The organism is Thalassotalea sp. PS06 (assembly GCF_007197775.1).
In the GTDB taxonomy this organism is placed as follows: Bacteria; Pseudomonadota; Gammaproteobacteria; order Enterobacterales; family Alteromonadaceae; genus Thalassotalea_A.
In genome coordinates this window covers 1,367,478-1,380,235 of the sequence record NZ_CP041638.1, presented here as the reverse complement: position 1 = coordinate 1,380,235, position 12,758 = coordinate 1,367,478, and the positions used below count along the sequence as shown (strand labels likewise).

Genomic DNA, 12,758 nt, shown 5'->3' with positions numbered 1-12,758 from the left:
ACCAATCACAACCATGACTATGTTTAATACCTTCTACCAACAAATTGCTACGAATCAGTTAAGTCACTGGTTAACCAGTCTTCCAGCGCAGCTGGAAGACTGGCAGAAAAACCATTTGCATGGTGAATATGGTAAGTGGCTGAAAACCCTGGATGCCCTGCCGCAAACTCAATACTCCTCGCTGGATTTGAAAGACAGTGTCACCATTGGCTCTGCCGATGACATTCCCGAAGGGCAGCGCAAACGCATTGAAGCATTACTGAAGAATTTCAAACCCTGGCGTAAAGGGCCTTTCCATATTCATGGTCTGCACATTGATACCGAATGGCGCTCGGACTTTAAATGGGATCGTTTACTACCCCATATCAGCTCGCTGCAAGGACGCACGGTATTAGACATCGGCTGTGGCAGTGGTTATCACCTGTGGCGGATGCGCGGCGAAGGCGCCGAGTTTGTTGTCGGTATTGACCCAACCCAGTTATTCCTGATGCAGTTTCAGGCAATTCAGCATTTCATCAAAGATCCAAAAGTAAACTTATTACCGTTAGGCGTTGATGACCTGCCGGCATTAAAAACCTTTGATACGGTATTTTCCATGGGGGTGTTATATCACCGTAAATCGCCAATTGATTTTCTGCAGCAGCTAAAAGCTCAGTTGCGTCCGGGCGGTGAACTAGTGTTAGAAACCCTAGTTGTGGAAGGCGACGAGCAAACGGTTCTGGTACCGGGTGAGCGCTACGCCAAGATGCGTAATGTCTGGTTTATCCCGAGTGCTGAAGCCCTGATGTTCTGGATGCGCCGTCTTGGTTTTAAAAATGTGCGCATGGTAAATAGCGACCAAACCGCTTTTGAAGAGCAGCGTAAAACCGACTGGATGGATACCGAATCGCTACAAGACTTTCTCGACCCTGAAGACAGCAATAAGACCATCGAAGGATATCCGGCGCCGCTTCGCGCGATTTTTATCGCCGAAGCGTAAAAAAGAAAGATATGAGGTAAGTTGGAGGTGGAAGAAAAGCAAGCCCCCTTCCCGAAAAATAAAAAGTCTCTTTCCACGTCATCTCCTTGACATAGGAGATCTCAAGCTAAGCTGAGGGCTTTGATTTCCAGTCGTTGCTGGAAATGACGGGGATAGTATGAAGGTGGAAGAGTAAGGTTTTGGCCAGGGATGGACTATATGCCGAAAATGCAGGAGCAATTTTCGGTGGAAGAAAGCTCTGACTCCATCAAAATAGCTCAGAAGCTTCTTAAAACGTCATCTCCTTGAAAAAGGAGATCTCCAGCTTAAGCCAAGGCTTTGATTTCCAGTCGTAGCTGGAAATGACCTAAAGCTATGACGGTAATTCAAAAGCCCCTCTAAACGTCATCTCCTTGAAAAAGGAGATCTCCAGCTTAAGCCAAGGCTTTGATTTCCAGTCGTAGCTGGAAATGACGGCTTCAGGATTAAGGTGGAAGAATGCTCTGACACCTTCCCTTCGCAAACACCTAGATCATTCCTCCGCTTTGACTATTAGCCGCAAATGCATGAAAGCATGGATTAGGTGAATCAAGGCGGCTATCGCCAATAAGCTTAATATCACCGTCATCAACCCTTGCAATGAGAAGCTGGCAATTAACGGCAGGAAAAATGCGAACGGTATCAGGTAAGCCAAGGTTCCGACTATTAAGGCTATTAGCCGCCACAGAAAGTTCATTTTCAAACCAAAGCAAACCGAGCACAGACTCCAGAAACTGAACACAACAGCAATTACCCAGATAACTAGTAAGCTTGCTTGTAATGGCGATTGCGAGGCTGCAGAGAGCTGTTCGTTTGAAAAGCTTCCGGTCATAAAGTTAATGAGCGAAATCATCACCGTCGCTAATAAGGCCAGCGATGGAAGCCAGGCAAAAACAATCGTTAAATTGATAAACATAGTGTTCTAATCATTTGAAAGGTCCTGAGAATTTACTTGTTCAAGACTGAAAATAGAGTAATCATAGGCATAAATGAAAATTAATTGCGCATTTTTATGAACGAAAATTGGTTACAACGTAAATTTTCTCCAAATTCCACTCGTATTCAGGACCATCGTTCGCCGTTCCAGCGAGACAGAGCACGTATCCTGCATTCGGCAGCATTCCGGCGCCTGCAAGCCAAAACTCAGGTGATGGGCGTCGGCGTTAGCGATTTTTATCGCACCCGCTTAACCCATTCCTTGGAAGCGGCGCAAATTGGTTCGGGGATCAGCGCGCAATTAAGAAACAAGCACAGCGATTTGGCAGACAAGTTGTTTCCAAACGATGATGCATTAATAGAAGCCATTTGCCTTGCTCACGACATTGGTCACCCGCCTTTTGGTCATGGTGGTGAAGTTGCTCTGAACTTTATGATGCATAAACATGGTGGTTTTGAAGGTAACGGCCAGACGTTTCGTATTGTCAGTAAACTCGAACCCTATACGGAAGCATTTGGGATGGACCTTACTCGCCGCACCCTACTCGGCTTCCTGAAATATCCGCAAACCATCGACGCTCTGCAGATTTCCTACCCAGAAACATTGCCAAACAATTACCGTCAGCTTAAAGCTGGTGACTGGCATCCACCAAAAGGCATTTACTCCGACGATTTGGATATGCTGCATTGGGTGTTAGAGCCACTGTCATACTCAGATAAAGAATATTTCCAGAGCAGTGTCGCTCGAGATAACAACCACAGAAAGACTCAGTTTAAATCATTGGATTGTTCAATCATGGAACTCGCCGATGATATCGCTTATGGCGTCCATGACTTAGAAGATGCTATCGTAACCGGCGTGGTTTCCAGACATTTATTTGAAGAGTATGTGACCAAACCAATGGCGGAAATCAATGACGCCTGGGTTCAGGATCATCACAACACTATCACCGATAACCTATTCAGCCAGCAGCATCACCTGCAAAAAGATGCGATTGGTTCATTGGTAAATTATCTGATCACGTCCATCGCTATCGTCGATTTAAATGAATTACAGCAAGCCGATTTCAGCGAAGATTTGCTGCGTTATAATGCCAAACTCTCTCCAGCACCGGCGAAAGTGCTCAGCCTATTAAAAGACTTCGTTTATCGATTCGTGATTAAGCAAACCGATATTCAGCGTCTGGAGTACAAAGGCCAGCAAATTGTGATGGAACTGTTTGAAGCCTTTGCCAGTGATCCCGAGCGCCTGTTGCCAGAATCAACCCGTCGTCGCTGGCAAAAAGTTGCCGACAATGGTCAGAATCCGAACCGGGTAATTGCCGACTATCTCAGTGGCATGACCGATGAATTCGCCACTCGGGTATACAACAATCTGTTTATTGCGAATGCCAGTGGTGTTAATGAAAAGCATTGTGTTTAGCGATTATTTTTAACCCCTCTCCTATTTCTTTTAAGGTGGAAGTGGAAGGTGGAAGTAAGCTTTCATATACCTGAAGTTAAGGAGTTACCTTGAGCGCCATTACTGATTTAAATCAACTCATTGCCAGTATGAAACCAGAACTTAGCGGACGAGAGTTTGTCTTTGTGACCCTGGCCGGTGATGTTGGTGATTATCTGGAGCTAAACCCATTGGCAAGTTTTGTCGAATCTGAAGGGTTAACCCTGATATTGGATAAGCATCAGGCAGATAGCGCTAGCATTGACTATCAGGGTGTGTTTAAGCAAATTACATTAACCGTACATTCGAGCTTAGAAGCGGTAGGCCTTACCGCAGCCATCTCCACAGCCCTTGCAAAGGAAGGGATTAGCGCTAATGTTGTCGCTGCCTATTTCCACGATCATATTTTTGTACCAAAAGATAAGGCGCAGCTAGCGCTACAGAGCCTGATAGCATTAAGCAATCTACCAAGCCCCAAAATCGTATAAACAGCCGCAGATAGGAGATGTGGTATCTGCGGGTCATCAATCACTCACCGCCTACTTCGGTGTGCGGTCAATCACCTGATATTTGCTATCTAACGGCAAATTCGTCACTTTCGAAATGTTTTGCAAAGCTTCGGCCAAGTCGATTTTCTCTAATCGCTGACTATCATAGGTTTTAATGTAATAAATAAGGTTTTTAGTATCCGCCACAGAAGTCCAGATGGTGTAGTCCATCGCCACCTCTTCTCCTTCTTCGCTACGAATTGCGCCTTTAGGAATATCAAAGGCATTTAAGATATGAAACGCATGAAAAACACCATCTTCAGCGGTCTTTGATGGAATTGCGGTATTTGCGAATACCGCAGCGCGCACAAACCGAGATGGACCACTGTAATCACCCGGCATGCCAACCAGCCCTGTCCCTTCACCAAATGGCGCAAACAATTTGCCGTTGATTTCTTTTGCAGGGCGATTAACGGGGGTCAATCCTAAATAATTAACCAGATTAGTCATATGCCAGCTGTATCTTGGGCTATTGGTAAATGCGTTGATATCATTGTCATAAAGACTCAAACCGTCTTCGGTGTATTCGATAACAATGCTTTCGCCTGAAGCATCGATTAAACGATAATGAACAGGTACATTGCCTTTGATTGCTTCAATATACGATTCAACTACCGTTGTTTTGGGTATGACTTTCTTTACTTCTTTAACTGTTGCAAAATTTGCTAGTAGCCAGCTTCCCAGCTCGGCGGAATTTATTGCACTAGAGGCATTTTCGTCAGTAAGCTTGGAAAACTTTGCCTGGCCAGTAAAATAGTGAGCGCCGAAATATAATCCCTTCTCGTTAAGGCCATCTACGATAACCGGCTCCTTCATGCCGTTTAAGCCGACAAATCCATATTTGCTTTTATATTTGAATCCTTTGTATTTCTTTTCGGTGATTAATGTTTCAATTTCGGTGCCTGCCGGGATAATGCTGATTTGCGATTGAATATCAAAGCTAAATTCCATAGTGCGACCTGGGATAGCTGCACCGTCTTCACTGTGTAATGTAATTCCAGTACAAGCCTGAGTAATAGGGGTAAAAATTAAACTTAAGGTTGAGAAAAAGGTGACGATAATGGTCATAGAACGCTTCATGATAACTCCTGAAAGTGTTTAATATTCAATCTAGCACAGGAAAAATAAAACGAAGTTGAATCTTGATAGCTCTTTTCCTTACCGGCAACAAGCCTTAAAATACCTCCCATAATTTTCGCCAGGAAGCTTAAATTCAATGTTAGATATTTACGCCGGCAAGAACGCACTTGCAACGCTCAAGCAACAAGGATTCTCCCAGGAATTATTCTCCACCATGATTGGTGCCAGCGGCGGCCCCAAATGGTTTTCTCTTTACGGCCTGGATAAATATCTCTTTGGTGAGCTATTTCAAGACCGGACATCTGAATTAAATTTAATCGGTTCTTCCGCTGGCGCATTTCGATTTGCCGCCCTCTCTCAAAAGGATCCTGTCGCCGGCATCACCCGGTTGGCAGAAAATTATTCACAAACCGTATATTCCGACAAAGCCGATGCCAAAGAAATTACCGGTAAGGCTTATGACTTGATGTCAGCGGTGTTTGGCGATACCGGTATCGACGAAATCATCAATAACCCGGTATATAAAGCACACTTTGTTGCTTGTCGTTGCAACGGCCTTACCAGTTATGAAAATAAAGCCCTGCAAATGCTCGGGCTTGTGGCCAGCTATGGATTAAATCGTATCGATCGGGGATTGTTAAAACATCAGTATCAGCGGGTCATCTACCATCACCCACAAAGCAATCTATCTATCAGCGATCCCTATCAATTTGATACCTCATATCTACCGTTAACCCAGGCAAATACCCTTGATGCATTACTTGCCAGTGGGTCTATACCTGCCGTGATGCAAGGCATAAAAGATGTGCCCGACTCTCCCAAAGGAATGTACCGGGATGGTGGTATTATCGATTATCATTTTGATTTAGACATTGTTGGTAATACCGGCTTGATATTGTACCCGCATTTTAGCGCTATCCCGAAAGCCGGTTGGTTTGATAAATCCTTAAATCGCTTTGTCGATAAGAAACATTATGACAATGTGGTGATGCTGGTACCATCTGAAGATTTTGTGGCGAGCCTGCCTTTTCAAAAAATTCCGGATAGAAAAGATTTCACTGATTTGCCGCCAACCGAGCGGATTAAATACTGGCAAACGGTTCTTGCGGCTACCGATCAGTTAGCAGAAAGTCTGGATGATTTTGTGCAGCACCAGAACCTTGACAGAGTAAAGCCACTGGCCTGGTAGGAATCAGCATTAATTTACGAGGATTCGTTCAAGGGCTCAGAGTTCATTGAGAATCAACACGTTGCCCCTTGATAGTTACAACGCGTACAGTAAAACCAAAAGCAATTGGGATTAATACTGGTTTTTAGGGTTTCTTATAATACAGGGCGCACACGGCGCCGGCAGGATCTTTGATAACCACATATTTATCTTCGCCGCCCATGGATTTTACTTCGGTAAGTAATTCCCCGCCTTTAGCGGTGACTGCGGCAATGGAAGCGTCGATATCGGCAACCAGGAAGTATGGCATCCATACCGGTGGTAAATCGGCATTGACGCCACGAGCATGACAAATCCCAGCTTGTGGTGAATCATTAGCAGGATTATTCATCGCATAATCATCATACTCTCCCATCGAGCAGGCTTCTACTTCCCAGCCAATAACCTGCTGATAAAAGTCCTTCACTTCACCAGCATTTTCAACGGTTAAATCTAACCAGGCCATTTCGGTAATATTATTGTTGCTCATGGATTTTCCTCTTCCGCTAACGTTTTGGGTTTTTAGGATAAAACTTGTCCGGTAACTGATTAATATGCTCAAAAAATCGCGTGTCTTTATAGGGTAGCTTCATAAAGCCAGATATCCCTAATCCTTTAATGGTTGGTAGCAATTCAATGATTTCCTTCAGACACTGAGCAAACTCTGCTTTTTTAGCGTGATTCAGCAGCATCAAATAGCTGTGAATTTTCAAATGGGTTTCCAGCACTTCGAAAATAATACAACCGGTATGATGAATCTTATTTAGCCGGGTTAACACCGCCATTATTTTATCTGGCAGGCGCAGATATTCGTCAGGATCTTTACCGTCTTCAAAATAAGAATGTAATCGTGTTGGCTTATCAACCTCATCAAGATTACTAACCTCAAATGGAATAAACTGCCCCGCTGCAGCCTTAAACGGAACGGCACTGCTCTTGCGCTCAACATGCAGGGTATTACGGGCGTCAAACAAACAGGATTTAAAGATACCGACCCGGAAAATCCCTTGTGCCAGTGTTACCATATTGTTTACCGCCGACTTAAAAGCGGTTTCCAATGTCTGATCAAACAAGGTCAGATTAGAATCCACATAAAGGCCATCTTTTTCCCAGCGAATAGCCAGACCACCCACCACCGGGTAACGGGCAAGCCGGCTAACGGCGGCGATAAATGCCTTTTCAGTTGCACCCATGCCCACTAAGAAATTTTTATAATATTTTTCCAGCTGTACATCGTCGATATCGACGAGCTTATCGCGCTCAGAAGACTCCCTTAAGAAGGATTTGCGGGAACCATAAACAACCGTGTCCATTTCCGCGACTTTGGGTTTGATCCACACCGGAATGACTGATTTGATCAGATTAATTTTAGGGTTTGGTTTTAACACCATGTTTTCCAGCAAAGGTAACTGAGAAAATAGGTAATCGCCGGCCTTTTGGCGCATATCGGCATCATCACCGAGCATGGCATCGAGTGATTTCCCTAAAACTTTTGGTAACCCTAATGACGAAGCGGTTATCACTTTATAACCATAACGACAGGATTGTCCGGAGGCTAACGCGTATAAGGTTGCAGCCATCCCCTGCTCATCAAAACGAGGTGAAGATAAACCGCCATTTAACTGTTCTTCGCCAATAAAATACACATCCCCCATGCGGGCATTAGTGTGCTGTAAATCGCCGCTCATCAAATCCATAACATTTGATGCTGTAGACTGGCCCTGGTTATCCACCTGTGCCCAAACCGATGAGCCCCAGTCAATTAACTGAATTTCGCCAGTAGAGGAATCAAACACCAGGTTTGACGGTTTTATATCGCCATGAACAATAGGCTTGAGTTGTTGATGGTTGGCGGGCTCTCTCAGGTATTTGAGGATTTTAATCAGCTGAATCGCAAGCTTTACCACAAGCTCCGGGGACAGTGGGCCGTGCTGATGGGAATACACTTCCATATCCACACCGGGCGCCCGGCTCATTTGCAAAATCGACTGGCGCTTTATTTTTCGATATTCAACCAGTCTTGGAATATTAGGATGGTCAATGGTCGACTGCATCAAGGCTTCATCAGCAAGGCGATCCTGAACGTGTTGAGGTAAGGTTATTCTGGAGAACTTGAATACCTGAGATTCACCGCCACCGTTTTCACCACAAAAGACAAAGCCATAAGCCCCCTTGCCCAACAATTCGATATTGGTATAGCCCAATTGTCGCAATTGCGATTTACAAAGCTCAATCCACTGCTTTAACTTCTCTGCATCTTTGTGGCTTAACAGGTAAATGGATTGCTCTTCAGCGATATAGAAATGCTGAAGATTTTTGTTTGGCTTGCTGGCTGACAAGGTGCCTTCTCTGGGTTGTTGTCTCTCGCGTATAGTCAACTGAAAAGCACCTTAAGTAAAGAGGCCACTCTTAACAATTACTCCTCTTTGTCCGAACCTGGATCGTTTACTTTATTAAACTTGGCTTTCAAACGACTTCGGTAATTTGCTTTAGCAAGCATTTGTAAGTCTTCTACCGAATCGGTTTCATCGACAATTTCGCGCCCCAAAATGGTCTCTATAGCATCCTCTAAAGTGACGATGCCTGCGGTTTGGCCAAAATGGTCTTCCACTAAAAACAAATGTTCCTGACGCTTTAAGAACAGATCGACCAAATTCAGAACCGGAAAACTTTCCGATATTCGATGCACTGGCATTGCCAGCTCGCGAAGCGCCACATCGGGTTGCCCATTTCGCTCAGACTCATACAACCCATTTTTAATGATAACGCCGGTTATATTATCGATACTGTCCTGATAAACCGGTATCCGAGTGAAAAACTCGGTCTGGGGCGAAGCTAAAGCCTCAGCCACTGTGGTGTCTTCACTCAGCGCGTGTACAACACTTCGAGGCGTCAGAATATCTGCAGCCTTGGCATCGCGCAGCATAAGGATATTTTGCACAAGCTGGCTTTCCTGGGTCGCGATTGTCCCTCCTTTGTGGCCAAGGGATGTAATCGCAACCACTTCTTCACGAGAAATTGCTGGTTGTTTATGTTTACTACTGAACAAACGAGTCAGAAACCCGGAGATCCAAACCAATGGATACACGAGTTTAACCAGAAAGTTGATGATAATGGCTGCAGGGATCGCTAACGCTCGCCAGTAATGGGCACCAATGGTTTTCGGAATAATTTCTGAGAGGTATAAAATCGCCAGCGTCAGTAAAAATGCTATTAACGTTTCCCATTTTTCTCCAAACACCTGCAGTGCCTGGGAGCCAACACCAGCCGCCCCCATGGTGTGGGCAAAGGTGTTCAAAATAAGAATACTGGAAATCGATTGATCAAGCTTTTGTTTTGCTTGTGTCAGCTGCTGATAACCACGAGCCTTTTTTTGTTGCAATTCAGCAACATAGCTCGGGGTAATCGATAAAAGTACAGCTTCAAGGATTGAGCACAGAAAGGATACGCCAATGGCGATACACAAATAAACAATCAATAAAGTCATCAGTTAGCAGCCGTTAATCCGTCAGTGTGCAATTCGTTTCTCCCGGGATTTAAGTTAGTAAAAATTACGACATTAAAAATAAATACAAATTCGTGCCCCAAAGCACAAGCAACCAGATAAACGCCACGAACACTAAGGCCGAACCGATGTCTTTGCAACGGCCAATCAGCGGATCATGTTCGGTACATACCTTATCTGCTAATGCTTCTAGCGCCGAATTAATTAACTCGGCAAACAACAAAAAGATCAAACTAAAAACCATCGCTAGCCAGTTTTCTAGCGATGTTGCCAGAACAAAGCTGAACGGCAACATAATGATAACAAGCAATAATTCCTGGCGAAATGCCGCTTCATATTTAAAGGCATCTCGAAACCCTTGCATAGAACAGAAGAAGGCGCGATAAATGCGCATGATGCCCTGACCATTTGGCTTTGCCGCAGGTTCACTGGGTGTTGTCATTATTGGAAAACCTGATTATTCGTTAAGAAAGTTAATTGTAGATAAAATAACAGCTTAATTAAACACTTCGCAAATAAAAGCTGGGCGCGCATTTTAATCTAAATTGGATTCAATCATATTACGTTTTCAGTATGCTAGTGCAGGTGAGATGATGGCCGTTGCCTCTAATTCTTGGTTATAAGGTATAGCTAAGCATTATGCTGTTGACTCGTAATAAAATATTGACGGAATTTCGCGAAAGCGCAAAGCAGTGAAAACAGATACTCAGGAGGTTAGCTTGTATGCCGCACCAGATAGCGTCAGCCTTCCGCCGCTCAAATATTCAGGAAATCTTTGAAATTATAGTTAGTTACTTAAATTCCTCGATAACGAATTCACACGTCAATATTGCATTGAACGAATAATAACCGTATCGTAGGATCTTGAAGCGAAAAGTCAGTACTGACTATTTGTAAAGGACTGGGAAATAATACTAACTGGGGAATTTTCGCATGTCGACAGTTGCAAAAATTTTGGCAAAAAACATCATCTTTGCCGTTATCTTTCTCATAGGATTTTTTACCCTAAGCCTTACTGGGCTTCAGGGTTTCATTGATCACCAACATCAACAGCACAGAGCGCAGATTCTGACCCATGCTATTACATTCCAAGGCTCTGAATTAGAGCGTTTCTCTACGACTCTACATAATACTTACGATTACGACTATTTGTCGGTTCGTGATCAGGCGAAAAATGACGTTGGCACATTTAGCAAACGTAAAATAGCCTATGCAACTCTGGCAAGTTGGTTACATGCCGATGATCTGCATACGATCACCGCGAAACCATTAACCGCGAAAGTAAGTTATCGCTTAAATCAGGATGAGCTAATCAGTTGGTTTAATACCCTGAGCATTTTCATTCTTCTGGTAACCATCTTTATGGTGATTGTCGGTACTTTTCTTACATCCCGGATGACTGTCCGTGCCAATCGTAAAGCATCGGAAAAGATTTCCAGTATGATCTCCGAAGAAATCAAACAGGCGATCAATAACCAACAGGATATCGAACAGTTCCAGTTGCCGAGTGCTTTTAACGAAGTGAACACTACCATTCAGCAGTTGAAAGAGTTCATTACCACCAAAGTATCAAAAACTGAAGAATTAAAGCAGACTGCGTATGTGGACCCTCTTACCGGTTTGTCTAATCGTAACAGCTTTGCCGAGTTCTTCGCTGCGTACGCTAAGCACACTCGCGGCAGCAGTTTTGGAGTACTTTTCATCACTCGCTGTACCGAGTTAAGAATTCTGAATAAGGTGCATGGCTATCAGGAAGGTGACCGTTACCTGTGTCAGGTAGCAAATATTCTGCAACGACAAATCAAGAATATTGAGGGCGCATCACTGTTCCGCCTTAATGGTTCTGATTTCGCGACCTTTATTCCCAACATTACCTTGAAAGCCTCTCAAACCTATGCCGATGAGTTAACGGGATTGTTTAATGAATATCAGGTACTCGCTGATATTGATTCCGTCGCCTACACCGGTATTGTTAATTTTGAAATTGATCGTCCACTAGGGGAATTACTAGCGCTGGCAGATACGGCAATCAGTATTGCTGAAACCAAACACAAGAATTCCTGGTATATCCAATCCTATGAGAAAATGGATGACAGCAATGCCATGGGCTACGGTAGTCAGAGTTGGGGCAAGGAAATCGACTACGTTATCGAGCATCAGAATGTTTCACTGCTAACTCAGTTGATTCAGCCAAATGCCCGTAACAATCGAATCTACCATGAAATCCTGGCACGTTTTACCAATACCGCAGGTGAACAAATGCCAACCGCGTCGTTTATCGCCATGGCGGAGAAACTCGATAAAATTATTCTGATCGACCGGTTGGTTATCGAAACCGCGTTATCTGAGATACGCAAAAAGAACCTGACTGAGCAATCTTTTGGTATTAACCTGAGCTCTCGCTCTATCCATGATGAGCACTTTATTATTTGGCTTGAGAGACGCCTGTTAAAAGACAAAGACATTAGCCAACGCTTAGTGTTCGAGGTAAGTGAATTTGGTTTACAGCAAAATGTTAAGGACAGTATCTACTTTATCAACATGGTCCATCGTGTTGGTGCGAAAGTATGTGTCGAACATTTTGGCGTTGGTATTACCTCGTTTAAGTTCTTTAGAGAGCTATCGCCTGATTTCATTAAGATGGATGGCAGTTATACCCGCAACATCGAAAACGATAAGAATAACCAATACTTCTTGCGTCTGATGATTGATTTAGCGCATCGTATGAGCATCAAAGTATTGGCTGAGGGTGTGGAAACTCAGGAAGAAAAACATACCTTTGATGAAATTCTGGTAGATGGTTGCCAAGGCTATTACATAGGTAAGCCTGAAGGTATCTAAGCGAAACGCCGAGTACACAATCAAAGATTGTTCATAGTACGTTGCAGAAAACGCCACTCTTAGCACGCTGGTGTTATCAGCTCCTAGCACACGCTGCTCCGAGAAAAAAGCAAAAAACTTGAGTCATACCGTGACTCTGCACGGTATCTAAGTTAATGGGCGAGCGTCTCTGATGTGCCACAAGCGGGAGTTAAAACTCCCTT

General features: G+C 44.0%; 11 protein-coding genes. 5 read left to right on the top strand and 6 right to left on the bottom strand.

Going from position 1 to position 12,758, the window contains the following annotated elements:
* The first annotated feature begins 13 nt into the window (after positions 1 to 13).
* Complete coding sequence (gene cmoB, locus FNC98_RS06015) at positions 14 to 979, top strand: tRNA 5-methoxyuridine(34)/uridine 5-oxyacetic acid(34) synthase CmoB (RefSeq protein ID WP_143580403.1); 966 nt, start codon at positions 14 to 16, stop codon at positions 977 to 979.
* Positions 980 to 1,490: 511 nt separating this feature from the next.
* Here the strand turns inward: cmoB and FNC98_RS06010 are convergent.
* On the bottom strand, positions 1,491 to 1,913 hold the full coding sequence (locus FNC98_RS06010; protein WP_143580402.1) for a hypothetical protein: 423 nt from the start codon (positions 1,911 to 1,913) through the stop codon (positions 1,491 to 1,493).
* Positions 1,914 to 2,009: 96 nt separating this feature from the next.
* Here FNC98_RS06010 and FNC98_RS06005 point away from each other — a divergent pair, with 96 nt between their 5' ends.
* Both FNC98_RS06005 and FNC98_RS06000 read left to right on the top strand, forming a co-directional pair.
* Entirely contained in the window at positions 2,010 to 3,356 is a 1,347-nt protein-coding gene (locus tag FNC98_RS06005; RefSeq protein WP_144035478.1) for an anti-phage deoxyguanosine triphosphatase, read from the top strand.
* Between the two features lie 89 nt (positions 3,357 to 3,445).
* Entirely contained in the window at positions 3,446 to 3,862 is a 417-nt protein-coding gene (locus tag FNC98_RS06000) for an ACT domain-containing protein (protein ID WP_143580401.1), read from the top strand.
* Positions 3,863 to 3,913: 51 nt separating this feature from the next.
* Here FNC98_RS06000 and FNC98_RS05995 read toward each other — a convergent pair whose 3' ends face one another.
* Complete coding sequence (locus tag FNC98_RS05995; RefSeq protein WP_221932923.1) at positions 3,914 to 5,002, bottom strand: choloylglycine hydrolase family protein; 1,089 nt, start codon at positions 5,000 to 5,002, stop codon at positions 3,914 to 3,916.
* 136 nt (positions 5,003 to 5,138) lie between these two features.
* Here FNC98_RS05995 and FNC98_RS05990 point away from each other — a divergent pair, with 136 nt between their 5' ends.
* A complete protein-coding gene (locus FNC98_RS05990; RefSeq protein ID WP_143580400.1) occupies positions 5,139 to 6,191 on the top strand; it encodes a patatin-like phospholipase family protein in 1,053 nt (350 codons plus the stop codon).
* 124 nt (positions 6,192 to 6,315) lie between these two features.
* Here the strand turns inward: FNC98_RS05990 and FNC98_RS05985 are convergent, their stop codons facing one another.
* The 4 genes from FNC98_RS05985 to FNC98_RS05970 all read right to left on the bottom strand — a co-directional run bounded on the left by FNC98_RS05985 (position 6,316) and on the right by FNC98_RS05970 (position 10,156).
* Positions 6,316 to 6,699 (bottom strand): VOC family protein, encoded by a 384-nt coding sequence (locus FNC98_RS05985; RefSeq protein ID WP_143580399.1) that lies wholly within the window; start codon positions 6,697 to 6,699, stop codon positions 6,316 to 6,318.
* Between the two features lie 16 nt (positions 6,700 to 6,715).
* A complete protein-coding gene (locus FNC98_RS05980; protein WP_260680650.1) occupies positions 6,716 to 8,581 on the bottom strand; it encodes a serine/threonine protein kinase in 1,866 nt (621 codons plus the stop codon).
* A 44-nt stretch (positions 8,582 to 8,625) separates the two neighbouring features.
* Positions 8,626 to 9,696, bottom strand: coding sequence for a CNNM domain-containing protein (locus FNC98_RS05975; protein WP_143580398.1), 1,071 nt, complete (start codon positions 9,694 to 9,696; stop codon positions 8,626 to 8,628).
* 64 nt (positions 9,697 to 9,760) lie between these two features.
* Complete coding sequence (locus FNC98_RS05970; RefSeq protein ID WP_143580397.1) at positions 9,761 to 10,156, bottom strand: diacylglycerol kinase; 396 nt, start codon at positions 10,154 to 10,156, stop codon at positions 9,761 to 9,763.
* A gap of 491 nt (positions 10,157 to 10,647) precedes the next feature.
* On the opposite strand from FNC98_RS05970, the gene FNC98_RS05965 reads away from it, so the two are divergent.
* The gene (locus tag FNC98_RS05965) at positions 10,648 to 12,555 is read left to right on the top strand and encodes an EAL domain-containing protein (RefSeq protein ID WP_143580396.1); all 1,908 of its coding nucleotides are present in this window, start codon (positions 10,648 to 10,650) and stop codon (positions 12,553 to 12,555) included.
* Positions 12,556 to 12,758 lie beyond the last annotated feature (203 nt).

Bases quoted from the DNA above. Each gene is read 5' to 3' on its own strand.
- FNC98_RS05995 (WP_221932923.1), bottom strand. From the start codon at position 5,002: ATGAAGCGTTCTATGACCATTATCGTCACCTTTTTCTCAACCTTAAGT.
- FNC98_RS06010 (WP_143580402.1), bottom strand. From the start codon at position 1,913: ATGTTTATCAATTTAACGATTGTTTTTGCCTGGCTTCCATCGCTGGCC.
- FNC98_RS05990 (WP_143580400.1), top strand. From the start codon at position 5,139: ATGTTAGATATTTACGCCGGCAAGAACGCACTTGCAACGCTCAAGCAA.
- FNC98_RS05970 (WP_143580397.1), bottom strand. From the start codon at position 10,156: ATGACAACACCCAGTGAACCTGCGGCAAAGCCAAATGGTCAGGGCATC.
- FNC98_RS05965 (WP_143580396.1), top strand. From the start codon at position 10,648: ATGTCGACAGTTGCAAAAATTTTGGCAAAAAACATCATCTTTGCCGTT.
- FNC98_RS05985 (WP_143580399.1), bottom strand. From the start codon at position 6,699: ATGAGCAACAATAATATTACCGAAATGGCCTGGTTAGATTTAACCGTT.
- cmoB (WP_143580403.1), top strand. From the start codon at position 14: ATGACTATGTTTAATACCTTCTACCAACAAATTGCTACGAATCAGTTA.
- FNC98_RS05975 (WP_143580398.1), bottom strand. From the start codon at position 9,696: ATGACTTTATTGATTGTTTATTTGTGTATCGCCATTGGCGTATCCTTT.
- FNC98_RS06005 (WP_144035478.1), top strand. From the start codon at position 2,010: ATGAACGAAAATTGGTTACAACGTAAATTTTCTCCAAATTCCACTCGT.